30 protein-coding genes are annotated in these 24,861 nt (G+C 56.4%); all 30 read right to left on the reverse strand.

Annotated elements, in window-relative coordinates:
• Position 1: 1 nt before the first annotated feature.
• A complete protein-coding gene (gene secY / locus C6382_RS12670) occupies positions 2-1,333 on the reverse strand; it encodes a preprotein translocase subunit SecY (RefSeq protein WP_010220319.1) in 1,332 nt (443 codons plus the stop codon).
• A complete protein-coding gene (gene rplO, locus C6382_RS12675; protein WP_010220318.1) occupies positions 1,334-1,768 on the reverse strand; it encodes a 50S ribosomal protein L15 in 435 nt (144 codons plus the stop codon).
• 3 nt (positions 1,769-1,771) lie between these two features.
• Complete coding sequence (rpmD, locus tag C6382_RS12680) at positions 1,772-1,948, reverse strand: 50S ribosomal protein L30 (RefSeq protein WP_010220317.1); 177 nt, start codon at positions 1,946-1,948, stop codon at positions 1,772-1,774.
• 2 nt (positions 1,949-1,950) lie between these two features.
• Positions 1,951-2,451, reverse strand: coding sequence for a 30S ribosomal protein S5 (gene rpsE / locus C6382_RS12685; protein ID WP_010220316.1), 501 nt, complete (start codon positions 2,449-2,451; stop codon positions 1,951-1,953).
• A gap of 3 nt (positions 2,452-2,454) precedes the next feature.
• The gene (rplR, locus tag C6382_RS12690; protein WP_107024808.1) at positions 2,455-2,805 is read right to left on the reverse strand and encodes a 50S ribosomal protein L18; all 351 of its coding nucleotides are present in this window, start codon (positions 2,803-2,805) and stop codon (positions 2,455-2,457) included.
• 10 nt (positions 2,806-2,815) lie between these two features.
• Complete coding sequence (gene rplF, locus C6382_RS12695) at positions 2,816-3,349, reverse strand: 50S ribosomal protein L6 (protein ID WP_107024809.1); 534 nt, start codon at positions 3,347-3,349, stop codon at positions 2,816-2,818.
• A 12-nt stretch (positions 3,350-3,361) separates the two neighbouring features.
• The gene (gene rpsH / locus C6382_RS12700; RefSeq protein ID WP_010220313.1) at positions 3,362-3,754 is read right to left on the reverse strand and encodes a 30S ribosomal protein S8; all 393 of its coding nucleotides are present in this window, start codon (positions 3,752-3,754) and stop codon (positions 3,362-3,364) included.
• A gap of 208 nt (positions 3,755-3,962) precedes the next feature.
• A complete protein-coding gene (gene rpsN, locus C6382_RS12705; RefSeq protein ID WP_107024810.1) occupies positions 3,963-4,268 on the reverse strand; it encodes a 30S ribosomal protein S14 in 306 nt (101 codons plus the stop codon).
• A 13-nt stretch (positions 4,269-4,281) separates the two neighbouring features.
• The gene (rplE, locus tag C6382_RS12710) at positions 4,282-4,821 is read right to left on the reverse strand and encodes a 50S ribosomal protein L5 (RefSeq protein WP_028944480.1); all 540 of its coding nucleotides are present in this window, start codon (positions 4,819-4,821) and stop codon (positions 4,282-4,284) included.
• A 20-nt stretch (positions 4,822-4,841) separates the two neighbouring features.
• Positions 4,842-5,156 (reverse strand): 50S ribosomal protein L24, encoded by a 315-nt coding sequence (gene rplX / locus C6382_RS12715; RefSeq protein WP_009397501.1) that lies wholly within the window; start codon positions 5,154-5,156, stop codon positions 4,842-4,844.
• Positions 5,157-5,167: 11 nt separating this feature from the next.
• Positions 5,168-5,536: a 50S ribosomal protein L14 gene (gene rplN / locus C6382_RS12720; RefSeq protein ID WP_002555479.1), complete on the reverse strand. Its 369-nt coding sequence runs from the start codon at positions 5,534-5,536 to the stop codon at positions 5,168-5,170.
• A 23-nt stretch (positions 5,537-5,559) separates the two neighbouring features.
• Entirely contained in the window at positions 5,560-5,826 is a 267-nt protein-coding gene (gene rpsQ / locus C6382_RS12725; RefSeq protein ID WP_028944481.1) for a 30S ribosomal protein S17, read from the reverse strand.
• A gap of 2 nt (positions 5,827-5,828) precedes the next feature.
• A complete protein-coding gene (gene rpmC / locus C6382_RS12730; RefSeq protein ID WP_002555481.1) occupies positions 5,829-6,020 on the reverse strand; it encodes a 50S ribosomal protein L29 in 192 nt (63 codons plus the stop codon).
• The gene (gene rplP / locus C6382_RS12735) at positions 6,020-6,433 is read right to left on the reverse strand and encodes a 50S ribosomal protein L16 (RefSeq protein ID WP_003255479.1); all 414 of its coding nucleotides are present in this window, start codon (positions 6,431-6,433) and stop codon (positions 6,020-6,022) included. Before rplP ends, rpmC begins: the two co-directional genes overlap by 1 nt.
• A 12-nt stretch (positions 6,434-6,445) precedes the next feature.
• A complete protein-coding gene (gene rpsC, locus C6382_RS12740) occupies positions 6,446-7,132 on the reverse strand; it encodes a 30S ribosomal protein S3 (RefSeq protein ID WP_010220308.1) in 687 nt (228 codons plus the stop codon).
• A 13-nt stretch (positions 7,133-7,145) separates the two neighbouring features.
• A complete protein-coding gene (gene rplV / locus C6382_RS12745; RefSeq protein WP_003103908.1) occupies positions 7,146-7,478 on the reverse strand; it encodes a 50S ribosomal protein L22 in 333 nt (110 codons plus the stop codon).
• Positions 7,479-7,489: 11 nt separating this feature from the next.
• Positions 7,490-7,765 (reverse strand): 30S ribosomal protein S19, encoded by a 276-nt coding sequence (gene rpsS / locus C6382_RS12750; protein ID WP_002555486.1) that lies wholly within the window; start codon positions 7,763-7,765, stop codon positions 7,490-7,492.
• Between the two features lie 16 nt (positions 7,766-7,781).
• The gene (gene rplB / locus C6382_RS12755; protein ID WP_107024811.1) at positions 7,782-8,606 is read right to left on the reverse strand and encodes a 50S ribosomal protein L2; all 825 of its coding nucleotides are present in this window, start codon (positions 8,604-8,606) and stop codon (positions 7,782-7,784) included.
• A gap of 14 nt (positions 8,607-8,620) precedes the next feature.
• The gene (gene rplW, locus C6382_RS12760; RefSeq protein ID WP_010220306.1) at positions 8,621-8,920 is read right to left on the reverse strand and encodes a 50S ribosomal protein L23; all 300 of its coding nucleotides are present in this window, start codon (positions 8,918-8,920) and stop codon (positions 8,621-8,623) included.
• On the reverse strand, positions 8,917-9,519 hold the full coding sequence (rplD, locus tag C6382_RS12765; protein ID WP_010220305.1) for a 50S ribosomal protein L4: 603 nt from the start codon (positions 9,517-9,519) through the stop codon (positions 8,917-8,919). The genes rplW and rplD overlap by 4 nt, the downstream gene beginning before the upstream one ends.
• A gap of 12 nt (positions 9,520-9,531) precedes the next feature.
• The gene (gene rplC / locus C6382_RS12770) at positions 9,532-10,167 is read right to left on the reverse strand and encodes a 50S ribosomal protein L3 (RefSeq protein ID WP_028944484.1); all 636 of its coding nucleotides are present in this window, start codon (positions 10,165-10,167) and stop codon (positions 9,532-9,534) included.
• Between the two features lie 80 nt (positions 10,168-10,247).
• The gene (gene rpsJ / locus C6382_RS12775; protein ID WP_003186070.1) at positions 10,248-10,559 is read right to left on the reverse strand and encodes a 30S ribosomal protein S10; all 312 of its coding nucleotides are present in this window, start codon (positions 10,557-10,559) and stop codon (positions 10,248-10,250) included.
• 143 nt (positions 10,560-10,702) lie between these two features.
• Positions 10,703-11,896, reverse strand: coding sequence for an elongation factor Tu (gene tuf / locus C6382_RS12780; RefSeq protein WP_010220303.1), 1,194 nt, complete (start codon positions 11,894-11,896; stop codon positions 10,703-10,705).
• 30 nt (positions 11,897-11,926) lie between these two features.
• Positions 11,927-14,074, reverse strand: a complete 2,148-nt coding sequence (fusA, locus tag C6382_RS12785) for an elongation factor G (RefSeq protein WP_107024812.1) — start codon at positions 14,072-14,074, stop codon at positions 11,927-11,929.
• 30 nt (positions 14,075-14,104) lie between these two features.
• Positions 14,105-14,575 carry a 30S ribosomal protein S7 gene (gene rpsG, locus C6382_RS12790; RefSeq protein ID WP_008089143.1) on the reverse strand — a complete coding sequence of 157 codons (471 nt, stop codon included), beginning with the start codon at positions 14,573-14,575 and terminating at the stop codon, positions 14,105-14,107.
• A 120-nt stretch (positions 14,576-14,695) separates the two neighbouring features.
• Positions 14,696-15,067, reverse strand: coding sequence for a 30S ribosomal protein S12 (rpsL, locus tag C6382_RS12795; RefSeq protein WP_003186084.1), 372 nt, complete (start codon positions 15,065-15,067; stop codon positions 14,696-14,698).
• Positions 15,068-15,277: 210 nt separating this feature from the next.
• Positions 15,278-19,477 carry a DNA-directed RNA polymerase subunit beta' gene (gene rpoC / locus C6382_RS12800; RefSeq protein WP_028944941.1) on the reverse strand — a complete coding sequence of 1,400 codons (4,200 nt, stop codon included), beginning with the start codon at positions 19,475-19,477 and terminating at the stop codon, positions 15,278-15,280.
• A 64-nt stretch (positions 19,478-19,541) separates the two neighbouring features.
• The gene (rpoB, locus tag C6382_RS12805; protein ID WP_107024813.1) at positions 19,542-23,615 is read right to left on the reverse strand and encodes a DNA-directed RNA polymerase subunit beta; all 4,074 of its coding nucleotides are present in this window, start codon (positions 23,613-23,615) and stop codon (positions 19,542-19,544) included.
• Positions 23,616-23,834: 219 nt separating this feature from the next.
• Entirely contained in the window at positions 23,835-24,200 is a 366-nt protein-coding gene (gene rplL / locus C6382_RS12810; RefSeq protein WP_007957596.1) for a 50S ribosomal protein L7/L12, read from the reverse strand.
• A 78-nt stretch (positions 24,201-24,278) separates the two neighbouring features.
• Complete coding sequence (rplJ, locus tag C6382_RS12815) at positions 24,279-24,779, reverse strand: 50S ribosomal protein L10 (protein ID WP_028944939.1); 501 nt, start codon at positions 24,777-24,779, stop codon at positions 24,279-24,281.
• Positions 24,780-24,861 lie beyond the last annotated feature (82 nt).

The following is a 24,861-nucleotide window of genomic DNA, read 5'->3' on the forward strand; positions in this document are numbered from 1 at the left end:
CTCAGCGCAGCAAACCGCTGCCACCGTAGCCTTTCAGGTTGGCTTTCTTCATCAGGGATTCGTACTGGTGCGAAACGAGGTGCGATTGTACTTGGGACATGAAGTCCATCACAACCACTACCACAATCAGCAACGAGGTCCCGCCAAGGTAGAACGGAACGTTTGCAGCAACCACCAGGAACTGGGGAAGCAGACAGACGGCCGTCATATAAAGAGCACCGAACATGGTCAAGCGGGTCAGAACGCCATCAATGTAGCGCGCCGACTGCTCACCTGGACGGATGCCCGGAATAAAGGCACCGGACTTCTTCAGGTTCTCCGCTACGTCTTTCGGATTGAACATCAACGCCGTATAGAAGAAGCAGAAGAAAATAATCCCTGCACTAAACAGCAGAATATTCAACGGCTGACCAGGAGCGATCGACTGCGAGATGTCCTGCAACCAGCCCATACCTTCGGACTGACCGAACCAGGCACCCAGCGAAGCCGGGAACAGCAAGATGCTGCTCGCGAAAATGGCAGGAATAACACCCGCCATGTTCACTTTCAGCGGCAAGTGGCTGGTCTGCGCAGCGAAGACCTTGCGGCCCTGCTGACGCTTGGCGTAGTGAACGGCGATACGACGCTGACCACGCTCAATGAACACCACAAAACCGATAATCGCTACTGCCAGCAAACCGATAGCGACCAGAGCGAAAATATTGATATCGCCTGTACGTGCAGACTCGAAAGACTGCCCGATTGCTCTCGGAAGACCGGCGACGATACCTGCGAAGATCAACATCGAGATACCGTTGCCTACACCGCGCTCCGTGATCTGCTCACCCAGCCACATCATGAACATTGCACCAGCCACAAACGTGGACACTGCAACGAAATGGAAGCCAAAGTCAGCAGAAAACGCCACGCCCTGACCGGCCAGACCAATGGACATGCCAATGGCCTGGACCAGCGCCAGGATTACGGTGCCGTAGCGGGTGTACTGGCTGATCTTGCGACGGCCAGCTTCACCTTCCTTCTTCAACTGCTCCAGCTGCGGGCTGACGGCGGTCATCAGCTGCATGATGATCGATGCCGAAATGTACGGCATGATCCCCAGTGCAAAGATGCTCATCCGCTCCAGCGCGCCGCCGGAAAACATGTTGAACAAGCTAAGAATGGTCCCCTCATTCTGTCGAAACAGTTCCGCCAGCCGGTCCGGGTTGATACCTGGAACTGGGATGTGTGCGCCTATCCGATAGACGATGATCGCCAGGAACAGAAAACGCAGACGAGCCCAAAGTTCAGACATCCCGCCTTTGCCGAGCGAAGAGAGAGCACCTTGCTTAGCCATTTATTCCTCGAACTTGCCGCCAGCTGCTTCGATAGCCGCACGCGCACCTTTGGTGGCTGCGATACCCTTGATGGTGACTGCGCGAGTAACTTCGCCCGACAGCATGATTTTCACACGCTGTACGTTCTGGTTAATCACGTTGGCATCCTTCAGGGATTGCACGGTGACAACGTCGCCTTCCACTTTGGCCAGCTCGGACAGACGCACTTCTGCGCGATCCATGGCTTTCAGGGAAACGAAGCCGAATTTCGGCAGACGACGGTGCAGCGGCTGTTGACCGCCTTCAAAGCCTGGAGCAATGGTGCCACCGGAGCGGGAGGTTTGACCTTTGTGACCACGGCCACCAGTCTTACCCAAACCACTACCGATACCACGACCCGGACGATGCTTCTCGCGACGGGAACCCGGCGCTGGACTCAGATCATTGAGTTTCATCGATTAACCCTCGACGCGCAGCATGTAGTAAGCCTTGTTGATCATCCCGCGGTTCTCGGGAGTATCCAGGACTTCTACAGTGTGACCGATGCGGCGCAGACCCAGACCCTTAACACACAGTTTGTGGTTAGGGAGACGGCCGGCGGTGCTTTTGATCAGCGTTACTTTAACGGTAGCCATGATCAACGGATCTCCTCAACGCTCTTGCCGCGCTTGGCAGCAATGGACTCAGGAGATTGCATAGCCTTCAGACCCTTGAAAGTGGCGTGAACCACGTTTACAGGGTTGGTCGAGCCATAGCACTTGGCCAGGACGTTCTGAACGCCAGCAACTTCCAGGACGGCACGCATTGCGCCACCGGCGATGATACCGGTACCTTCAGAGGCAGGCTGCATGTACACCTTCGACGCGCCATGGGCGGACTTGGTGGCGTACTGCAGGGTGGTGCCGTTCAGGTCAACCTGAATCATGTTGCGGCGAGCAGCTTCCATAGCCTTCTGGATCGCAGCAGGTACTTCGCGCGATTTACCACGGCCGAAACCAACACGACCCTTGCCATCACCTACCACGGTCAACGCGGTGAAAGTGAAGATACGGCCGCCTTTTACGGTTTTGGCAACGCGGTTAACTTGAACCAGCTTCTCGATGTAGCCTTCGTCGCGCTTTTGATCGTTATTTGCCATAACTTAGAACTCCAGCCCGCCTTCACGAGCACCATCAGCCAGCGCCTTGACGCGGCCGTGGTACTTGAAGCCGGAACGGTCAAAGGCAACTTGAGATACACCGGCGGCTTTCGCGCGCTCAGCTACCAGCTTGCCAACCTTAGTGGCCGCGTCGATGTTGCCGGTGGCGCCATCACGCAGTTCTTTGTCCAAAGTCGAGGCGCTGGCCAGGACTTTGCTGCCGTCGGCCGAAAGGACCTGGGCATAGATGTGCTGCGAGGAGCGGAACACGCAGAGACGCACGACTTCGAGTTCGTGCATTTTCAGGCGTGCTTTGCGAGCGCGACGCAGTCGAGTAACTTTTTTGTCGGTCATTTGCTAGGCCCTACTTCTTCTTGGCTTCTTTACGACGGACGACTTCGTCCGCGTAACGCACACCCTTGCCTTTGTACGGCTCTGGTGGACGGAAGTCGCGGATTTCAGCGGCCACCTGACCTACCAGCTGCTTATCGATACCCTTGATCAGGATATCGGTCTGGCTTGGGGTCTCAGCGGTGATACCGGCCGGCAGTTCGTAATCCACTGGATGCGAGAAGCCCAGCGCCAGGTTCAGCACGGTGCCTTTGGCTTGTGCTTTGTAACCAACACCGACCAGCTGGAGCTTGCGCTCGAAGCCTTGGCTTACGCCTTGGACCATGTTGTTAACCAGGGCACGGGTAGTACCGGCCATAGCGCGAGTTTGTTGATCGCCATTGCGAGCAGCGAAACGCAGCTCACCAGCTTCTTCAACTACTTCTACGGACGAGTGAACGTTCAGTTCGAGAGTGCCCTTGGCACCCTTCACCGAAAGCTGTTGGCCGACGAATTTGATTTCGACGCCAGCTGGCAGCTTAACGGGGTTCTTAGCGACGCGAGACATGCTTATCCCCCCTTAGAACACTGTGCAGAGAACTTCGCCGCCGACACCGGCAGCGCGCGCAGCACGATCAGTCATCACACCTTTGTTGGTGGAGACGATAGACACGCCCAGACCGCCACGTACTTTCGGCAGTTCTTCGACGGACTTGTACTGACGCAGGCCTGGACGACTTACGCGCTTGACTTCCTCGATGACCGGACGGCCTTCGAAGTATTTCAGCTCGATGGAAAGCGATGGTTTTACTTCGCTGCTGACCTGATAGCCAGCGATGTAACCTTCGTCTTTCAGAACTTTGGCTACCGCAACCTTCAGAGTCGACGAAGGCATGCTTACGACGGACTTTTCAGCCATCTGGGCATTACGGATGCGAGTTAGCATGTCCGCTAACGGGTCCTGCATACTCATGGGCTAGACGCTCCTGATACAAGAAAAATTAGCCTCTCGGCTACTACAGTCGCCTGAGCGCGCCAGTTGAAAAACCCGGGCTCAGGAGAGCCGGTCATTCTAGACAGTTCCCAGAAACGAAACAAGCCCCAGAAGGGGCTTGTTTCGTTGCAAAGTCACCAGTGGTCGGAAGATTGCTCCTCCGCCACCTGGACGCTGCCGGTACGTCTTACCAGCTGGCTTTAACCAGACCTGGAACGTCACCGCGCATTGCTGCTTCACGCAGCTTGTTACGGCCGAGGCCGAACTTACGGTAAACGCCGTGTGGACGACCGGTGATGCGGCAGCGGTTACGCAGGCGCGCAGCGCTGGCGTCACGTGGCTGCTTCTGCAGAGCTACGACAGCGGCAAAACGCTCTTCTGGAGTTGCTTCCAGATTGACGATGATCGCTTTCAGCTCGGCACGCTTCTTGGCGTACTTGGCAACAGTGAGCTGACGCTTCAGCTCACGGTTTTTCATGCTCTTCTTGGCCATTTTCCTACTCCAATCAGTTGCGGAACGGGAATTTGAAAGCACGCAGCAGAGCGCGGCCTTCGTCATCGTTCTTGGCAGTGGTGGTCAGGGTAATGTCCAGACCGCGCAGAGCATCGATCTTGTCGTAGTCGATTTCCGGGAAGATGATCTGCTCTTTCACGCCCATGCTGTAGTTACCACGACCATCGAAGGACTTGGCATTCAGGCCGCGGAAGTCGCGAACCCGAGGCAGGGAGATCGCCAGCAGGCGGTCCAGGAATTCGTACATACGATCACGGCGCAGAGTAACTTTAACGCCGATCGGCCAGCCCTCACGGACTTTGAAGCCCGCGATGGATTTCCGAGCGAAAGTCACAACGGCTTTCTGACCGGTGATCTTCTCCAGGTCAGCAACAGCGTGTTCGATGACTTTTTTGTCGCCGACAGCTTCGCCCAGACCCATGTTCAGGGTGATCTTGGTAACGCGCGGAACTTCCATCACGTTCGCCAGCTTAAGTTCTTCCTTAAGCTTCGGAGCAATTTCCTTCCGGTAAATCTCTTTCAGTCGTGCCATGGTCTTCTACCTAGCAGTGTTCAAGCATCAACCGCTTTTTGGGTCGACTTGAAGACACGAATTTTCTTGCCGTCTTCTACTTTGAAACCAACGCGGTCAGCCTTGTTGGTTTCGCCGTTGAAAATGGCGACGTTGGAAGCGTGCAGTGGCGCTTCTTTCTCGACGATACCGCCTTGTACGCCCGACATCGGGTTAGGCTTGGTATGACGCTTCACCAGGTTGATCCCACCAACGACCAGACGGTCGTCAGCGAGAACCTTGAGCACCTTACCGCGCTTACCTTTGTCTTTGCCGGCGATCACGATGATCTCGTCGTCACGACGAATCTTTTGCATGTCGGATCTCCTTACAGCACTTCTGGGGCGAGCGAGACGATCTTCATGAACTTCTCAGTACGAAGTTCACGGGTCACTGGCCCAAAGATACGGGTGCCGATCGGCTCTTGCTTGTTGTTCAGCAGAACAGCAGCATTGCCATCAAAGCGGATGATGGAGCCGTCAGCACGACGGACACCGTGGCGAGTGCGGACTACAACAGCAGTCATCACTTGGCCTTTCTTCACTTTACCGCGCGGAATTGCTTCCTTGACGGTTACCTTGATGATGTCACCGATGCCGGCGTAACGGCGGTGCGAACCGCCGAGAACCTTGATGCACATGACGCGACGAGCGCCGCTGTTATCGGCCACATCGAGCATGGATTGAGTCTGAATCATAAAATTTCTCCGACCCTTAGCCCTTAGACTTCAACAGCGCGTTCGAGAACTTCAACCAGTGCCCAAGCTTTGGTCTTGGCCAGCGGACGAGTCTCACGGATGGAGACTTTGTCGCCGATATGGCACTGATTGGTTTCGTCGTGCGCGTGCAGCTTAGTCGAACGCTTAACGTATTTACCGTAGATCGGGTGCTTTACGCGACGCTCGATCAGTACGGTGATGGTTTTGTCCATCTTGTCGCTGACGACACGGCCAGTCAGCGTACGGACGGTTTTTTCAGCTTCAGCCATGATCACTTACCTGCCTGCTGGTTGAGCACAGTTTTCACGCGAGCGATGTCACGCTTAACTTGCGAGAGCAGGTGCGACTGCCCCAACTGGCCAGTTGCTTTCTGCATACGCAGATTGAACTGGTCGCGCAGCAAGCCGAGCAGTTGCTCGTTCAGCTGCTGTGCTGATTTTTCACGAAGTTCATTCGCTTTCATCACATCACCGTCCGCTTAACAAAGGAGGTGGCGAGAGGCAGCTTTGCAGCCGCCAAGGCGAAAGCCTCACGCGCCAGCTCTTCAGAAACACCCTCGATCTCGTACAGGACTTTGCCTGGCTGGATCTGGGCAACCCAGTACTCCACGGAACCTTTACCTTTACCCATCCGCACTTCGAGAGGCTTCTTGGAGATCGGCTTGTCCGGGAACACACGGATCCAGATTTTGCCGCCACGTTTTACGTGACGGGTCAGAGCACGACGTGCCGACTCAATCTGGCGGGCGGTGAGACGACCGCGAGCAACAGCTTTCAGAGCAAACTCGCCGAAGCTGACTTTGCTACCGCGCAGCGCCAGACCACGGTTGTGGCCAGTCATCTGCTTGCGGAATTTTGTACGCTTTGGTTGCAACATTTGGCGTACCCCTTACTTAGCAGCTTTTTTACGAGGCGCTGGTGCTTGTGGTTTCAGTTCTTCTTGGCGACCACCAATAACTTCGCCTTTGAAAATCCAAACCTTCACACCGATCACACCGTAAGTGGTGTGAGCTTCGTAAGTGGCATAGTCGATATCAGCACGCAGGGTGTGCAGCGGCACACGACCTTCGCGATACCATTCAGTACGTGCGATTTCAGCACCACCGAGACGACCGCTCACCTGGATCTTGATGCCTTTGGCACCAATGCGCATGGCGTTCTGTACGGCGCGCTTCATGGCGCGACGGAACATCACACGACGCTCCAGCTGCTGAGCTACGCTCTGAGCAACCAGCATACCGTCGAGTTCCGGCTTGCGGATCTCTTCGATATTGATGTGCACAGGCACACCCATTTGCTTGGTCAGGTCCTGACGCAGTTTTTCAACATCTTCACCTTTCTTCCCGATAACAATACCTGGACGAGCGGTGTGGATGGTGATGCGTGCAGTTTGAGCCGGACGATGGATATCGATACGGCTAACGGACGCGCTTTTTAGTTTGTCTTGGAGGTACTCACGCACATTCAGATCTGCGAGCAAATAGTCCGCATAAGTCCGACCGTCTGCGTACCAGACGGAGGTGTGCTCCTTGACGATTCCCAGGCGAATGCCAGTGGGATGTACTTTCTGACCCATCTGATCGACTCCGTTACTTGTCCGCAACCTTGACAGTGATATGGCAAGACCGCTTGACGATGCGATCAGCGCGGCCTTTGGCACGCGGCATGATGCGCTTCAGCGAACGCCCTTCGTTGACGAAAACGGTGGAGACCTTCAGGTCATCAACGTCTGCGCCTTCGTTATGCTCGGCGTTGGCTACGGCCGACTCGAGGACTTTCTTCATGATTTCAGCGGCTTTTTTGCTGCTGAAAGCCAACAGGTTGAGCGCTTCGCCCACCTTCTTCCCGCGGATCTGGTCGGCGACCAAGCGGGCTTTCTGGGCGGAGATTCGAGCGCCCGACAACTTAGCGGCTACTTCCATTTCCTTACCCCTTAACGCTTGGCTTTCTTGTCAGCCACGTGCCCACGATAAGTGCGGGTACCGGCAAACTCGCCCAGTTTATGGCCGACCATGTCTTCGTTCACGAGAACTGGGACGTGTTGGCGACCGTTGTGTACCGCGATGGTCAGACCGACCATTTGTGGCAGGATCATCGAACGGCGCGACCAGGTCTTAACTGGTTTGCGATCGTTCTTTTCCGCCGCCACTTCGATCTTCTTCAGTAGGTGAAGATCGATAAAAGGACCTTTTTTCAGAGAACGTGGCACTGTCGTATCCCTCTATTTACTTGCGACGACGGACGATCATGTTGTCGGTACGCTTATTACCACGAGTCTTCGCGCCCTTAGTCGGGAAGCCCCATGGCGATACCGGATGACGACCACCGGAGGTACGACCTTCACCACCACCATGTGGGTGGTCAACCGGGTTCATGGCAACACCACGAACGGTTGGGCGAACGCCACGCCAGCGTTTGGCACCGGCTTTACCCAGCGAACGCAGGCTGTGCTCGGAGTTCGAGACTTCACCCAGGGTCGCACGGCATTCAGCCAGGACTTTACGCATCTCACCAGAGCGCAGACGAACGGTCACGTAGACACCTTCGCGAGCGATCAGCTGAGCCGAAGCACCAGCGGAACGAGCGATCTGTGCACCTTTGCCCGGCTTCAGTTCGATGCCGTGAATGGTGCTACCCACTGGGATGTTGCGCAGTTGCAGGGAGTTGCCTGGCTTGATTGGAGCCAGAGCGCCTGCGATCAGCTGGTCGCCAGCAGCAACGCCTTTAGGGGCGATGATGTAGCGGCGCTCGCCGTCTGCGTAGCACAGCAGTGCGATGTGAGCAGTACGGTTTGGATCGTATTCGATACGCTCGACAGTGGCGACGATGCCATCTTTGTCGTTGCGACGGAAATCGACCATACGGTAATGCTGCTTATGACCACCACCTACGTGACGAGTAGTGATGCGGCCATTGTTGTTACGACCACCAGACTTCGACTTCTTCTCGAGCAGCGGTGCGTGAGGAGCGCCTTTATGCAGCTCCTTGTTGACCACCTTGACCACGAAACGGCGGCCAGGGGAAGTCGGTTTGCATTTAACGATTGCCATGATGCACCCCTTCCTTACTCAGCACTGCTGCTGAAATCGAGATCTTGGCCTGGCTGAAGGGAGACGATCGCCTTCTTCCAGTCATTACGCTTGCCCAGACCACGTGCGGTACGCTTGGTTTTACCCAGAACGTTAACAGTCGACACGTTTTCGACTTTTACGCCGAACAGGCCTTCGACAGCTTTCTTGATTTCCAGCTTGGTTGCGTCAGTAGCAACCTTGAATACGAACTGGCCTTTTTTCTCAGCCAGAACGGTAGCCTTCTCGGAAACATGCGGGCCAAGGAGGACTTTAAATACGCGTTCCTGGTTCATCCCAGCAGCTCCTCGAATTTCTTCACGGCCGACACAGTGATCAACACTTTGTCGTATGCGATCAGACTGACCGGATCGGAACCCTGTACGTCACGTACATCGACGTGCGGCAGGTTACGAGCAGCCAGGTACAGATTCTGATCAACAGCGTCAGAAACGATCAGTACGTCGCTCAGACCCATGCCATTCAGCTTGTTCAGCAGGTCTTTGGTTTTCGGTGCTTCAACAGCGAAGTCCTGAACCACGACCAGACGGTCGGTACGCACCAGCTCAGCGAGGATGGAACGCATTGCTGCGCGGTACATCTTCTTGTTGAGCTTCTGCGAGTGATCCTGAGGACGAGCTGCGAAAGTGGTACCGCCGCCACGCCAGATTGGGCTACGGATAGTACCGGCACGAGCACGGCCAGTACCTTTCTGACGCCATGGGCGCTTACCGCCACCAGCAACGTCGGAACGGGTTTTCTGCTGCTTGGTGCCCTGACGGCCGCCGGCCATGTAGGCCACGACTGCTTGGTGAACCAGCGTCTCGTTGAATTCGCCACCGAAAGTCAGTTCGGAAACTTCGATCGCTTGAGCGTCATTTACATTTAGTTGCATGTCAGCTTCCCCTTAACCGCGAGCCTTGGCAGCCGGACGCACAACCAGATCACCGCCAGTAGCGCCAGGAACGGCACCCTTGACCAGCAACAGATTGCGTTCAGCGTCGACGCGCACTACTTCCAGGGACTGAACGGTCACGCGCTCGGCGCCCATATGACCGGACATTTTCTTGCCCTTGAATACACGACCAGGAGTCTGGCACTGGCCGATAGAGCCCGGGACGCGGTGGGAAACGGAGTTACCGTGGGTGTTATCTTGACCGCGGAAGTTCCAGCGCTTGATGGTACCGGCAAAGCCTTTACCTTTCGACTGACCGGTAACATCTACCATTTGGCCAGCAGCGAAGATTTCTGCATTGATCAAGTCGCCAGCCTGGTAGTCGCCTTCTTCAAGACGGAACTCCCAGACACCGCGACCAGCGGCAACGTTCGCTTTAGCGAAGTGACCTGCTTGAGCAGCAGTCACGCGCGAAGCACGACGCTCACCTACAGTGACTTGCACTGCACGGTAGCCATCGGTTTCTTCGGTTTTGAACTGGGTGACGCGATTCGGCTCGATCTCAATGACCGTGACCGGAATGGAGACACCTTCTTCGGTGAAAATACGGGTCATACCGCATTTACGACCGACTACACCAATAGTCATGTTGTAAACCTCATGAGTGTACGGGGCTTTCACCCGCTATGGCCGCCCATTTCAGAGCGTTACACGACTAAGACCGTGTCTTAGCCGAGGCTGATCTGCACTTCCACACCGGCCGCAAGATCAAGCTTCATAAGTGCATCAACGGTTTTATCCGTTGGCTGGACGATGTCCAGAACGCGCTTATGAGTACGGATCTCGTACTGGTCACGCGCGTCTTTGTTGACGTGCGGGGAGACCAGAACGGTGAACCGCTCTTTACGGGTAGGCAGTGGAATTGGACCACGCACTTGAGCACCAGTACGTTTCGCGGTTTCCACGATTTCCTGGGTGGATTGGTCGATCAGGCGATGGTCAAAAGCCTTCAACCTGATACGGATTTGCTGATTTTGCATTGGATTTCAGACTCCAGGCTGCTATTCCCACCGGGCGCACTACGCCCGTTAAAAGGAGGCGTGATTCTATAGACGCCCCTATTGGGTGTCAACCCAATAAAAAAAGCCCCCGCTGAGCGGGGGCTTTTTCAACCTATCGAGAATTACTCGATGATTTTGGCTACGACGCCAGCGCCGACGGTACGACCGCCTTCACGGATAGCGAAACGCAGACCATCTTCCATTGCGATGGTTTTGATCAGAGTGACAGTCATCTGGATGTTGTCACCTGGCATTACCATTTCAACGCCTTCTGGCAGCTCGCAGTTACCAGTCACGTCAGTAGTACGGAAGTAGAACTGTGGACGGTAGCCTTTGAAGAACGGAGTATGACGGCCGCCTTCTTCCTTGCTCAGAACGTAAACTTCTGCAGTGAACTTGGTGTGCGGCTTGACCGAACCTGGCTTGACCAGAACCTGACCACGCTCAACGTCGTCACGCTTGGTGCCACGCAGCAGCACGCCGCAGTTCTCGCCAGCACGACCTTCGTCCAGCAGCTTGCGGAACATCTCAACACCGGTGCAGGTGGTGGTGGTGGTGTCACGCAGACCAACGATTTCCAGGGCGTCTTGAACGCGGACGATACCACGCTCGATACGACCGGTAACAACGGTACCACGACCCGAGATCGAGAATACGTCTTCGATTGGCATCAGGAACGGCTTGTCGATAGCGCGCTCAGGCTCTGGGATGTAGCTGTCCAGAGTCTCAACCAGCTTCTTGACAGCGGTGGTGCCCATTTCGTTGTCGTCTTTGCCTTCCAGCGCCATACGAGCCGAACCGATGATGATCGGGGTGTCGTCGCCTGGGAAGTCGTAGGTGGACAGCAGGTCGCGAACTTCCATTTCGACCAGTTCCAGCAGCTCAGCGTCGTCTACCAGGTCAGCCTTGTTCAGGAAGACCACGATGTACGGAACGCCAACCTGACGGGACAGCAGGATGTGCTCACGGGTTTGTGGCATCGGACCATCGGCGGCCGAGCAAACCAGGATCGCGCCGTCCATCTGGGCAGCACCGGTGATCATGTTCTTCACGTAGTCAGCGTGACCTGGGCAGTCAACGTGAGCGTAGTGACGAATGTTCGAGTTGTACTCGACGTGCGCGGTGTTGATGGTGATACCGCGAGCTTTCTCTTCTGGAGCCGAGTCGATCTTGTCGAACTCAACAACGGCCGAACCGAAAACTTCGGAGCAGACGCGGGTCAGAGCAGCAGTCAGAGTGGTTTTACCGTGGTCAACGTGACCGATGGTGCCAACGTTGACGTGCGGAAGGGAACGATCAAATTTTTCTTTAGCCACGACAGTGAACCTCTTGCCTAAAGGGCTGGATTAGCCTTGTTTTTTAACGAGTGCTTCGACGATATTCGACGGAGCTTCGGCGTATTTGGAGAATTCCATGGAGTAGCTCGCGCGACCCTGAGACATGGAACGAACGTCGGTCGCATAACCGAACATCTCTCCGAGCGGAACTTCAGCACGGACAACCTTGCCGGACACCGAATCTTCCATACCCTGGATCAGACCACGACGACGGTTCAGGTCACCCATCACGTCACCCATGTAGTCCTCAGGGGTCACAACTTCTACCTTCATGATCGGCTCAAGCACCTTACCGCCGCCTTTGGCAGCGAGTTGCTTGGTCGCCATGGAAGCGGCCACCTTGAACGCCATCTCGTTCGAGTCGACGTCGTGGTAGGAACCATCAAACACGGTTGCCTTCAGGCCGATCAGCGGATAGCCGGCAACGATGCCGTTCTTCATCTGCTCTTCGATACCTTTCTGGATCGCCGGGATGTATTCCTTAGGAACCACACCACCTACAACTTCGTTGGTGAACTCCAGGCCTTCGGTGATGTTGCCTTGCGCGTCCACTGATGGCTGCGAGAAGCGAATCCAGCAGTGACCGAACTGACCACGACCACCAGACTGACGAACGAACTTACCTTCGATCTCGACGTTGTCCTTGGTGATCTGCTCGCGGTAGGAAACCTGCGGCTTACCGATGTTGGCCTCAACGTTGAATTCACGCTTCATGCGGTCAACGAGGATGTCCAGGTGAAGCTCGCCCATACCCGAGATGATGGTCTGGCCGGTTTCTTCATCAGTCTTGACGCGGAACGACGGGTCTTCCTGGGCCAGCTTGCCCAGTGCGATACCCATCTTTTCCTGGTCCTGCTTGGTCTTCGGCTCAACAGCTACCGAGATCACAGGCTCAGGGAAGTCCATACGCTCGAGGATGATCGGCTTGTCGGCGTTGCACAGGGTGTCACCGGTGGTGACGTCCTTCATGCCGATCAAAGCAGCGATGTCGCCTGCCAGCACTTCTTTGATTTCTTCACGCTGGTTGGCGTGCATTTGCACCATACGACCAACGCGCTCTTTCTTGCCCTTGACCGAGTTGATCACGGAGTCGCCGGACTGCAGCATGCCCGAGTAAACGCGCACGAACGTCAGGGTACCCACGAACGGGTCGGTAGCAATCTTGAACGCCAGCGCCGAGAACGGCTCGTTGTCGTCAGCGTGACGCGAGTCGTAGTCAGCCTCGACCAGCTCATCCTTCGGCTTCTCGATCAGATCTGGGTGGATACCCTTGATCGCAGGAATCTCGGTAGGAGCAGGCAGGAAGTCGATAACAGCGTCGAGAACCAGAGGAACGCCCTTGTTCTTGAAGGAAGAACCGCAGACAGCCGGAACGATCTCGCTGGCCAGGGTGCGCGCACGCAGACCGGCTTTGATTTCTTCGACCGACAGCTCACCTTCTTCAAGGTACTTGTTCATCAGCTCTTCGTTGGCTTCTGCAGCGGCTTCGACCATGTTGGCGCGCCACTCTTCAGCCAGGGCCTGCATATCGGCAGGAATTTCTTCCTCGCGATAGGTGGTGCCCTTGTCGTCGTCGTTCCAGTAGATAGCCTTCATCTTGATCAGGTCGACCTGACCCTGGAAGTTATCTTCCGAACCGATGGCCAGCTGAACAGGAACCGGGGTGTGACCCAGACGGTTCTTGATCTGACCTACGACGCGCAGGAAGTCAGCGCCAGCACGGTCCATCTTGTTCACGTAAACAACACGTGGAACGCCGTACTTGTTGGCTTGACGCCATACGGTTTCGGACTGCGGCTCAACGCCGGAGGTACCGCAGAACACAACGACCGCGCCGTCAAGTACGCGCAGCGAACGCTCTACTTCAATGGTGAAGTCAACGTGGCCGGGGGTATCGATGACGTTTACGCGGTATTTGCCGTACTGGCCACGGGAACCTTCCCAGAAAGTGGTAACAGCAGCGGAGGTAATGGTAATACCCCGCTCCTGCTCCTGCACCATCCAGTCGGTGGTCGCGGCGCCGTCATGCACCTCGCCCATCTTGTGGCTCAGGCCTGTGTAGAACAGGATCCGCTCGGTAGTGGTAGTCTTGCCCGCGTCAACGTGCGCGCAAATACCAATGTTACGGTAGCGGTTGATTGGTGTAGTACGAGCCATAGAGCCCTCGCAAAAATAGTGATGCCTGAATTAGAAGCGGTAGTGCGAGAACGCTTTGTTGGCTTCGGCCATACGGTGTACGTCTTCACGCTTCTTGACTGCAGCACCTTTGCCTTCAGCGGCATCCAGCAGCTCGCCAGCCAAGCGCAGAGCCATGGACTTCTCGCCACGCTTACGGGCGTAGTCTACCAACCAGCGCATTGCCAGGGCGTTACGACGGGATGGACGAACTTCAACAGGAACCTGGTAAGTGGCACCGCCAACACGGCGCGACTTAACTTCGACCAGCGGAGCGATGGCGTCGAGAGCTTTCTCGAAGATTTCCAGGGGATCGCTGTTCTTGCGTTCTTTAACCTTGTCCAGTGCACCGTAAACGATACGCTCGGCAACGGCTTTCTTGCCGCTTTCCATAACGTGGTTCATGAACTTGGCGAGGATCTGGCTTCCGTATTTTGGATCGTCCAGAATCTCACGCTTGGCTGCTACACGACGTCTTGGCATTGATAAGCCCTCAAACGGTCTTCAGGTTAGCCCGGGACAGTGAACCCAAAGGGTGCGTGCCCGACCTTACTCTTATCGACTCAATAAAATTAATAACTGCAAACTGCAACAAACGGCCGATTACTTCGGACGCTTGGTACCGTACTTCGAACGACCTTGGTTACGACCTTTAACGCCGGAGGTATCCAGAGAGCCGCGAACGGTGTGGTAACGAACACCTGGCAAGTCTTTTACACGACCGCCACGGATCAGTACGACGCTGTGCTCTTGCAGGTTGTGGCCTTCACCGCCGATGTACGAGGAAACCTCGAAACCGTTGGTCAGACGCACACGGCATACTTTACGCAGTGCCGAGTTAGGTTTTTTCGGCGTAGTGGTGTACACACGGGTGCACACGCCACGACGTTGCGGGCAGTTCTGCAGCGCAGGAACGTCGGATTTCTCGACGATACGCTTACGCGGCTGACGTACCAGCTGGTTGATAGTTGCCATCTACTAGCTCCACTGTTGTCTTGCGACGCTATTGTCTTGCAAGAAAAGCAAAAATTGGCAGGACGGAGTCCCACCAAATTTAGGGGTACAAGAGTCTAAAGAGGATCTTGTCCCCAGTCAAGACGAGGCCCCAGCCTCCCTCCTCCAGTCATCGGCAACAATTTATGTTGCCAATGACCGGATCGGATCAGCCAGGGCCCTGTCCTACTTTCAGTTACCGCTGGAGTTCAGCGCTTCGGTCAGTGCGGCTTCCACCTCACTGGCACTTACGCGCAGCGGCTTGTCGGCATCACGGCGACGCTTGCGCTCGCTGTGGTAGGCCAGACCGGTACCGGCCGGGATCAGACGACCCACGACCACGTTTTCCTTCAGGCCGCGCAGGTAGTCGCGCTTGCCGGTTACCGCCGCTTCGGTCAGTACGCGAGTGGTTTCCTGGAAGGAAGCCGCCGAGATGAACGATTCGGTGGACAACGAGGCCTTGGTGATACCCAGCAGTACGCGAGTGAACTTGGAGACAAACTTGTCTTCCGCGCTGAGGCGCTCGTTCTCTACCAGTACCTGGGTCAGTTCCATCTGGTCGCCCTTGATGAAGCTGGAGTCACCCGACTCGGCGATCTCAACTTTACGCAGCATCTGACGCAGGATGGTCTCGATGTGCTTGTCGTTGATCTTCACGCCTTGCAGACGGTAAACGTCCTGAATCTCGTTGACGATGTACTTGGCCAGCGCGCTGACACCCAGCAGACGCAGGATATCGTGCGGATCGCTTGGACCGTCGGAGATAACTTCGCCGCGGTTCACTTGTTCGCCTTCGAAGACGTTCAGGTGACGCCACTTCGGAATCAGCTCTTCGTACGGATCGCTACCGTCGTTCGGGGTAATGACCAGACGGCGTTTGCCCTTGGTCTCTTTACCGAAGGCGATGGTGCCGCTGACTTCAGCCAGAATCGAGGCTTCTTTCGGACGACGGGCTTCGAACAGGTCGGCAACCCGCGGCAGACCACCGGTAATGTCTCGGGTCTTCGACGTTTCTTGCGGGATACGCGCGATAACGTCACCGACACCGATCTGAGCACCGTCAGCCACACCAACCAGGGCGTTCGCCGGCAGGAAGTACTGAGCCGGTACGTCGGTACCTGGCAGCAGCAGATCCTTGCCATTGGCGTCGACCATCTTGATTGCAGGACGGATTTCCTTACCTGCAGCCGGACGGTCTTTGACGTCCAGAACTTCAATGTTGGTCAAACCAGTCAATTCGTCAGTCTGACGCTTGATGGTGATGCCTTCTTCCATGCCCACGAAGGTCACGGTACCTTTCATTTCGGTAACGATCGGGTGGGTGTGCGGGTCCCACTTGGCGACGATTGCGCCAGCGTCGACCTTGTCGCCTTCCTTCACCGAAATCACGGCACCGTAAGGCAGCTTGTAACGCTCACGCTCACGACCGAACTCGTCGGCAATCGCCAACTCACCGGAACGCGATACGGCAACCAGGTTACCGTCGGCACGCTCAACCTGTTTCAGGTTGTGCAGACGCACCATACCGCCGTTCTTCACCTGGACGCTGTCGGCAGCCGAGGTCCGGCTTGCAGCACCACCGATGTGGAACGTACGCATGGTCAGCTGGGTACCCGGCTCACCGATCGACTGAGCAGCGATAACGCCGACAGCTTCACCGATGTTCACCTGGTGACCGCGAGCCAGATCACGACCGTAGCACTTGGCGCAGATACCGTAGCGGGTTTCGCAGCTGATCGGCGAACGCACGATCACTTCGTCGATGCTGTTCAGCTCGATGAATTCAACCCACTTCTCGTCGACCAGGGTACCGGCCGGAACGATAACGTCGTCGGTGCCTGGCTTGAACACGTCACGGGCGATAACACGACCCAGTACACGCTCACCCAGTGGCTCTACAACGTCGCCGCCTTCAATGTGCGGCGTCATCAGCAAGCCCTGCTCGGTGCCGCAGTCGATCTCGGTAACGACCAGATCCTGGGCAACGTCTACCAGACGACGGGTCAGGTAACCGGAGTTCGCGGTTTTCAACGCGGTATCCGCCAGACCTTTACGAGCACCGTGAGTCGAGATGAAGTACTGGAGTACGCTCAGACCTTCACGGAAGTTCGCGGTGATCGGCGTCTCGATGATCGAGCCGTCCGGCTTGGCCATCAGACCACGCATACCGGCCAGCTGACGAATCTGAGCTGCCGAACCCCGGGCACCGGAGTCAGCCATCATGTACATCGAGTTGAAGGACTCTTGCTCGACTTCGTCGCCATTGCGGTCGATGACCTTCTCTTTCGAGAGGTTGGCCATCATCGCCTTGGAAACTTCGTCGTTCGCCTTGGACCACAAGTCGATGACTTTGTTGTACTTCTCGCCCTGGGTTACCAGGCCGGAGGCGTACTGGCTCTCGATCTCTTTCACTTCATCGGTAGCAGTACCGATGATGCGGGCTTTTTCATCCGGGATAACGAAGTCGTTAACACCGATGGAAACGCCGGAGATGGTCGAGTAGGCAAAACCGGTGTACATCAGCTGGTCAGCGAAGATCACGGTCTCTTTCAGACCAACCACGCGGTAGCACTGGTTGATCAGCTTGGAGATCGCCTTTTTCTTCATTGGCTGGTTGACCACGTCGTACGACAGACCTGGTGGTACAACCTGGAACAGCAGAGCACGGCCGACAGTGGTGTCGACAATACGGGTGTTCTTGACGCTGCCGCCATCACGATCGTTGACGGTTTCGTTGATACGAACCTTGATCTTGGCGTGCAGGGCAGCTTCGCCGGCGCGGAATACGCGGTCGACTTCCTGCAGGTCGGCGAATACGCGACCTTCGCCTTTGGCGTTGATGGCTTCACGGGTCATGTAGTACAGACCCAGTACAACGTCCTGCGACGGAACGATGATTGGCTCACCGTTGGCTGGCGACAGAATGTTGTTGGTCGACATCATCAGCGCGCGCGCTTCGAGCTGGGCTTCCAGCGTCAGCGGCACGTGAACGGCCATCTGGTCACCGTCGAAGTCGGCGTTGTACGCGGCACAAACCAGCGGGTGCAGCTGGATAGCCTTACCTTCGATCAGTACTGGTTCAAAGGCCTGGATACCCAGACGGTGAAGGGTCGGTGCACGGTTGAGCAGTACGGGGTGTTCGCGAATCACTTCAGCGAGAACGTCCCACACCTCTGGCAGCTCGCGCTCGACCATCTTCTTGGCAGCCTTGATGGTGGTCGCCAGACCACGCATTTCCAGCTTGCCGAAAATGAACGGCTTGAACAGCTCGAGGGCCATCTTCTTCGGCAGACCGCACTGGTGCAGACGCAGGGTCGGACCTACGGTAATTACCGAACGGCCAGAGTAGTCAACACGCTTACCGAGCAAGTTCTGACGGAAACGCCCTTGCTTACCCTTGATCATGTCGGCCAGGGATTTCAGAGGACGCTTGTTCGAGCCGGTGATGGCACGGCCACGACGGCCGTTATCCAGCAAGGCGTCGACCGCTTCCTGCAGCATGCGCTTTTCGTTGCGCACGATGATGTCCGGCGCGGACAGGTCGAGCAGGCGCTTCAGACGGTTGTTACGGTTGATCACCCGACGATACAGGTCGTTCAGGTCGGAAGTCGCGAAGCGGCCGCCGTCCAGCGGAACCAATGGACGCAGGTCTGGCGGCAGTACCGGAAGAACGGTCAGGACCATCCACTCAGGCAGGTTGCCCGAGCCCTGGAAGGCTTCCATCAGTTTCAGACGCTTGGACAGCTTCTTGATCTTGGTTTCCGAGTTGGTCTGCGGAATCTCTTCGCGCAGGCGACCGATCTCGTGTTCCAGGTCGATAGCGTGCAGCAGCTCGCGGACAGCCTCGGCACCCATGCGGGCGTCGAAGTCATCGCCGAACTCTTCCAGCGCTTCGAAGTACTGCTCGTCGTTGAGCAGCTGACCTTTTTCCAGAGTGGTCATGCCTGGATCGATAACGACATAGCTCTCGAAGTAGAGAACGCGTTCGATATCACGCAGGGTCATGTCCATCAGCAGGCCGATACGCGACGGCAGCGATTTCAGGAACCAGATGTGAGCAACTGGAGAAGCCAGTTCGATGTGCGCCATGCGCTCACGACGAACCTTGGCCAGGGCGACTTCAACGCCGCACTTCTCGCAGATTACGCCACGGTGTTTCAGGCGCTTGTACTTACCGCACAGGCACTCGTAGTCCTTGACTGGGCCAAAGATCTTGGCGCAGAACAGGCCGTCACGCTCAGGTTTGAACGTACGGTAGTTGATGGTTTCCGGCTTTTTAACTTCACCGAACGACCACGAACGGATCATCTCAGGCGAGGCCAATCCGATACGGATGGCGTCGAACTCTTCGACTTGACCCTGGTTTTTCAGCAAATTCAGTAGGTCTTTCAAGGCCTTTCCTCCTGGCGGAGCAGGGAGCGGGCTTTTCAGCCACGCTCCCGATTCGCGTCACGTGTTATTCGGTTTCCAGATCGATATCGATACCGAGCGAACGGATCTCTTTGATCAACACGTTGAAGGACTCGGGCATGCCCGGCTCCATACGGTGATCGCCGTCCACGATGTTTTTGTACATCTTGGTCCGACCGTTCACGTCGTCCGACTTCACTGTGAGCATTTCTTGCAGGGTGTATGCCGCGCCGTATGCTTCCAGCGCCCACACTTCCATCTCCCCGAAACGCTGACCACCGAACTGCGCCTTACCACCCAGCGGCTGCTGGGTAACCAGGCTGTAAGAACCAGTGGAACGCGCGTGCATCTTGTCGTCCACCAAGTGGTTCAGCTTGAGCATGTACATGTAACCAACGGTCACTGGACGCTCGAACTTGTTACCGGTACGGCCGTCGAACAGCTGCATCTGACCGCTTTCTGGCATGTCTGCCAGTTTCAGCATGGCCTTGATTTCGCTTTCCTTGGCGCCGTCGAAGACTGGAGTGGCCATTGGCACACCGCCTTTGAGGTTCTTCGCCAGATCCAGGATTTCCTGGTCGGAGAAGTCTTCCAGGCTTTCCTGACGACCACCGATCTCGTTGTAGATCTCGGTGAGGAACTTGCGCAGCTCAATGACCTTGCGCTGCTCTTCGAGCATGCGGTTGATCTTCTCGCCCAGACCTTTGGCCGCCAGGCCCAGGTGGGTTTCGAGGATCTGACCAACGTTCATACGCGATGGTACACCCAGCGGGTTGAGTACCACGTCAACTGGCGTACCGTTGGCGTCGTGCGGCATGTCTTCGACCGGCATGATCACCGAGACCACACCTTTGTTACCGTGACGACCGGCCATCTTGTCGCCCGGCTGGATGCGGCGACGGATTGCCAGGTAGACCTTGACGATCTTCAGTACGCCCGGTGCCAGGTCATCGCCCTGCTGCAGCTTGCGCTTCTTGTCTTCGAACTTGTCGTCCAGCAGACGGCGACGATCCACGATGTAGGCCTGGGCCTTCTCGAGTTGCTCGTTCAGCGCGTCTTCGGCCATGCGCAGTTTGAACCACTGGCCGTGCTCCAGACCGTCCAGCACTTCGTTGGTGATCACAGTGCCTTTCTTCAGGCCTGCACCACCATCGACGACCTGGCCGTTCAAGGCAGAACGCAGACGTTCGAAGGTTGCGCCTTCAACGATACGGAACTCTTCGTTCAGGTCCTTGCGGATCTCGTCGAGCTGCATCTTCTCGATGGACAGCGCACGGCTGTCGCGCTCAACGCCGTCACGGGTGAAGACCTGTACGTCGATGACGGTACCTTTGGTGCCGGTAGGCACGCGCAGGGAGGTGTCTTTAACGTCGCTGGCCTTCTCACCGAAGATCGCACGCAGCAGCTTCTCTTCTGGCGTCAGCTGGGTTTCGCCTTTTGGCGTGACCTTACCGACCAGAATGTCGCCAGCGCCGACTTCAGCACCCACGTAAACGATACCGGCTTCGTCCAGCTTGTTCAGCGCAGCTTCACCGACGTTCGGAATGTCCGCGGTGATCTCTTCTGGGCCAAGCTTGGTGTCACGAGCCACACAGGTCAGTTCCTGGATGTGGATCGTGGTGAAGCGGTCTTCCTGAACCACACGCTCGGACAGGCAGATGGAGTCTTCGAAGTTGAAGCCGTTCCACGCCATGAACGCGATGCGCATGTTCTGACCCAGTGCCAGTTCACCCATGTCGGTGGACGGGCCGTCGGCCATGATGTCGCTACGCTGAACCACGTCACCCTTGCTCACCAGCGGACGCTGGTTGATGCAGGTGTTCTGGTTCGAGCGGGTGTACTTGGTCAGGTTGTAGATGTCGACACCGGCTTCACCGGTTTCCACTTCGTCATCAGCAACACGTACCACGATACGGCTGGCGTCAACGGAATCGATAACACCGCCACGACGAGCCACGACGCAAACGCCGGAGTCACGGGCAACGTTACGCTCCATGCCGGTACCGACCAGCGGCTTGTCGGCACGCAGGGTTGGTACAGCCTGACGCTGCATGTTCGAACCCATCAACGCACGGTTGGCGTCGTCGTGCTCGAGGAACGGAATCAACGACGCTGCAACCGAAACTACCTGCTTCGGCGAAACGTCCATCAGGGTGACGTCTTCCGGCGCCTTGACGGTGAATTCGTTCAGGTGACGAACGGCTACCAGCTCGTCGATCAGTTGCTTCTTCTCGTTCATCGCGGCCGAAGCCTGGGCGATGACGTGATCAGCTTCTTCGATCGCCGACAGGAACACGATGTCGTCAGTGACAACACCCTCTTTCACCACACGGTACGGGCTTTCCAGGAAGCCGTACTGGTTGGTGCGGGCATAGGCCGCCAGGGAGTTGATCAGACCGATGTTCGGACCTTCAGGGGTCTCGATCGGACACACACGGCCGTAGTGAGTCGGGTGTACGTCACGGACTTCGAAGCCTGCACGCTCACGGGTCAGACCACCAGGGCCGAGTGCGGAGACACGACGCTTGTGGGTGATCTCGGAGAGCGGGTTGTTCTGGTCCATGAACTGCGAGAGCTGGCTGGAACCGAAGAACTCTTTCACCGCCGCCGCTACCGGCTTGGCGTTGATCAGGTCCTGAGGCATCAGGCCTTCGCTTTCCGCCATCGACAGGCGCTCTTTGACCGCGCGCTCAACACGCACCAGGCCAACGCGGAACTGGTTCTCGGCCATCTCACCGACGCAACGAACGCGACGGTTACCCAGGTGGTCGATGTCGTCGACGATGCCTTTGCCGTTACGGATATCGACCAGGGTCTTGAGGACCTCGACGATGTCTTCCTTGCTCAGCACGCCCGAACCTTCGATCTCGGTACGACCGATTCGACGGTTGAACTTCATGCGACCAACGGCCGACAGGTCGTAACGCTCGGCGCTGAAGAACAGGTTGTTGAACAGGGTCTCGGCAGCATCCTTGGTTGGCGGCTCGCCAGGACGCATCATCCGATAGATTTCGACCAGCGCTTCCAGCTGATTGCTGGTGGAGTCGATCTTCAGGGTATCGGAGATGAACGGACCACAATCGATGTCGTTGGTGTACAGCGTCTCGATGCGAACAACCTGAGCCTTGGCGATCTTGATCAGCAGCTCGGTGTTCAGCTCGGTGTTGCACTCGGCCAGGATTTCGCCGGTAGCCGGGTGCACGATGGCCTTGGCGGTGGTGCGGCCCAGGACATATTCCATAGGAACGTCGAGCTGCTTCACGCCAGCCTTTTCCAGCTGGTTGATGTGGCGAGCGGTGATACGACGACCTTGCTCGACAATGACCTTGCCGGTTTCGTCATGGATGTCCATGACCGCGATTTCACCACGCAGGCGCTGAGGCACCAGCTCCAGGCTGAGCTTCTCGCCCGAAACGTGGAATACGTTGGTGGTGTAGAAGGCATTCAGTACTTCTTCGGTGCTGTAACCCAGCGCGCGCAGCAGTACCGACGCAGGCAGCTTGCGACGACGGTCGATACGGACGAATACACAGTCTTTCGGATCGAATTCGAAGTCCAGCCACGAGCCGCGGTAAGGAATAATCCGCGCCGAGTACAGCAGTTTGCCAGAGCTGTGCGTTTTGCCGCGGTCGTGATCGAAGAACACGCCCGGCGAACGGTGCAGCTGGGAAACGATAACACGCTCGGTACCGTTGATTACGAAGGTACCGTTTTCAGTCATCAGGGGGATTTCACCCATGTAGACTTCTTGCTCTTTGATGTCCTTGATCGCTTTGTTCGACGATTCTTTGTCGAAAATGATCAGACGGACTTTTACCCGCAGCGGAACCGCGTAGGTCACGCCGCGCAGTACGCATTCTTTGACATCAAAAGCCGGTTCGCCCAGACGATAGCCAACGTACTCCAGGGCAGCATTGCCGGAGTAGCTGATGATCGGGAAAACCGATTTGAAGGCCGCATGCAGGCCCACGTCGCGGAACTGATCTTTAGTCGCTCCCGCTTGCAAGAATTCACGATACGAATCCAGCTGGATGGCCAGGAGGTAAGGCACATCCATGACGTCCGGCAACTTGCTAAAGTCCTTGCGGATACGTTTTTTCTCAGTGTATGAGTAAGCCATCAGCGTTCCCCAGCTTGGTCACCTGCTTGTTTGGCTTCTCCCGACGGGAGCAGCCAGAAAATCGTGCAAACCCCATGGTTTGCGCCACCATCGTTGGTGGTTACAGCTCGTTATCGGCGCCGACCTGGTCAGCTGCCAATAACGGAAAAAGGCCGGTGGCAAGAGCCACCAGCCATCAGCCGTTTGCTTAGCGCTCGGGCTGGAGTCGCAAAGTCGAAATTACTTGAGTTCGACTTTAGCGCCTGCTTCTTCCAGCTTCTTCTTGGCGTCTTCAGCGGCTTCTTTCGAAACGCCTTCAGCGACAACCTGAGGAGCGCCGTCAACTTTCTCTTTGGCTTCTTTCAGGCCCAGACCGGTCAGTTCACGAACGGCCTTGATCACGTTGACTTTCTTCTCGCCGGCTTCAACCAGAACAACGTTGAATTCGGTTTGTTCTTCAACAACGGCAGCGGCAGCAGCTGGGCCGGCAGCGGCAACAGCAGCGGTAACACCGAAGGTTTCTTCCATTGCTTTGATCAGCTCAACAACTTCCAGAACGGTTTTCTGGCCGATTGCTTCGATGATTTGCTCGTTAGTCAGAGACATGACTTAAATCCTGTATTGGGGTGACAGCCTACGCAGCTATCAAATTAAACGTATGATTTCGAAAGGGCTTTCTGTGCCTTAGGCAGCAGTAGCTTCTTTCTGGTCGCGAATAGCTGCCAAAGTACGAGCCAGCTTGCTGGTAGCGCCTTGAATCACGCTCATCAGCTTCGCGATAGCTTCGTCGCGGGTCGGCAGGGTAGCCAACACGTCGATTTCGTTAGCGGCAAGGAACTTGCCGTCGAACGCAGCTGCCTTGATCTCGAACTTGTCCTGACCCTTGGCGAACTCTTTGAACAGACGAGCAGCAGCGCCCGGGTGTTCGTTGGAGAATGCGATCAGGGTCGGGCCAGTGAAGGCGTCGTTGAGGACACTGAATTCAGTGTCAGCAACAGCGCGCTTGAGCAGGGTGTTACGTACGACACGTACGTATACGCCAGCTTCACGAGCCTCTTTACGGAGTCCGGTCATTGCGCCTACAGTCACACCACGGGCATCAGCCACGACAGCGGACAGAGCGACTTTGGCAGCCTCGTTGACTTCAGCGACGATGGCCTTCTTGTCTTCGAGTTTAATTGCCACGGGTAAAACTCCTGCTTGTTACCGTTTCATCTGGCCGAAGCCGGATGTCGTTTTGGTGTCTGATTCGGTAAGGAACCGGGAG

Source organism: Pseudomonas sp. BBP2017 (assembly GCF_003024385.1).
Lineage (GTDB): Bacteria > Pseudomonadota > Gammaproteobacteria > Pseudomonadales > Pseudomonadaceae > Aquipseudomonas.

Coding starts and splice junctions, on each gene's coding strand:
- secY (WP_010220319.1), bottom strand. CDS start 1,333: ATGGCTAAGCAAGGTGCTCTCTCTTCGCTCGGCAAAGGCGGGATGTCT.
- rplO (WP_010220318.1), bottom strand. CDS start 1,768: ATGAAACTCAATGATCTGAGTCCAGCGCCGGGTTCCCGTCGCGAGAAG.
- rpmD (WP_010220317.1), bottom strand. CDS start 1,948: ATGGCTACCGTTAAAGTAACGCTGATCAAAAGCACCGCCGGCCGTCTC.
- rpsE (WP_010220316.1), bottom strand. CDS start 2,451: ATGGCAAATAACGATCAAAAGCGCGACGAAGGCTACATCGAGAAGCTG.
- rplR (WP_107024808.1), bottom strand. CDS start 2,805: ATGACCGACAAAAAAGTTACTCGACTGCGTCGCGCTCGCAAAGCACGC.
- rplF (WP_107024809.1), bottom strand. CDS start 3,349: ATGTCTCGCGTCGCTAAGAACCCCGTTAAGCTGCCAGCTGGCGTCGAA.
- rpsH (WP_010220313.1), bottom strand. CDS start 3,754: ATGAGTATGCAGGACCCGTTAGCGGACATGCTAACTCGCATCCGTAAT.
- rpsN (WP_107024810.1), bottom strand. CDS start 4,268: ATGGCCAAGAAGAGCATGAAAAACCGTGAGCTGAAGCGTCAGCTCACT.
- rplE (WP_028944480.1), bottom strand. CDS start 4,821: ATGGCACGACTGAAAGAGATTTACCGGAAGGAAATTGCTCCGAAGCTT.
- rplX (WP_009397501.1), bottom strand. CDS start 5,156: ATGCAAAAGATTCGTCGTGACGACGAGATCATCGTGATCGCCGGCAAA.
- rplN (WP_002555479.1), bottom strand. CDS start 5,536: ATGATTCAGACTCAATCCATGCTCGATGTGGCCGATAACAGCGGCGCT.
- rpsQ (WP_028944481.1), bottom strand. CDS start 5,826: ATGGCTGAAGCTGAAAAAACCGTCCGTACGCTGACTGGCCGTGTCGTC.
- rpmC (WP_002555481.1), bottom strand. CDS start 6,020: ATGAAAGCGAATGAACTTCGTGAAAAATCAGCACAGCAGCTGAACGAG.
- rplP (WP_003255479.1), bottom strand. CDS start 6,433: ATGTTGCAACCAAAGCGTACAAAATTCCGCAAGCAGATGACTGGCCAC.
- rpsC (WP_010220308.1), bottom strand. CDS start 7,132: ATGGGTCAGAAAGTACATCCCACTGGCATTCGCCTGGGAATCGTCAAG.
- rplV (WP_003103908.1), bottom strand. CDS start 7,478: ATGGAAGTAGCCGCTAAGTTGTCGGGCGCTCGAATCTCCGCCCAGAAA.
- rplB (WP_107024811.1), bottom strand. CDS start 8,606: ATGGCAATCGTTAAATGCAAACCGACTTCCCCTGGCCGCCGTTTCGTG.
- rplW (WP_010220306.1), bottom strand. CDS start 8,920: ATGAACCAGGAACGCGTATTTAAAGTCCTCCTTGGCCCGCATGTTTCC.
- rplD (WP_010220305.1), bottom strand. CDS start 9,519: ATGCAACTAAATGTAAATGACGCTCAAGCGATCGAAGTTTCCGAACTG.
- rplC (WP_028944484.1), bottom strand. CDS start 10,167: ATGACTATTGGTGTAGTCGGTCGTAAATGCGGTATGACCCGTATTTTC.
- rpsJ (WP_003186070.1), bottom strand. CDS start 10,559: ATGCAAAATCAGCAAATCCGTATCAGGTTGAAGGCTTTTGACCATCGC.
- fusA (WP_107024812.1), bottom strand. CDS start 14,074: ATGGCTCGTACTACACCAATCAACCGCTACCGTAACATTGGTATTTGC.
- rpsG (WP_008089143.1), bottom strand. CDS start 14,575: ATGCCAAGACGTCGTGTAGCAGCCAAGCGTGAGATTCTGGACGATCCA.
- rpsL (WP_003186084.1), bottom strand. CDS start 15,067: ATGGCAACTATCAACCAGCTGGTACGTCAGCCGCGTAAGCGTATCGTC.
- rpoB (WP_107024813.1), bottom strand. CDS start 23,615: ATGGCTTACTCATACACTGAGAAAAAACGTATCCGCAAGGACTTTAGC.
- rplL (WP_007957596.1), bottom strand. CDS start 24,200: ATGTCTCTGACTAACGAGCAAATCATCGAAGCAATCGGCCAGAAAACC.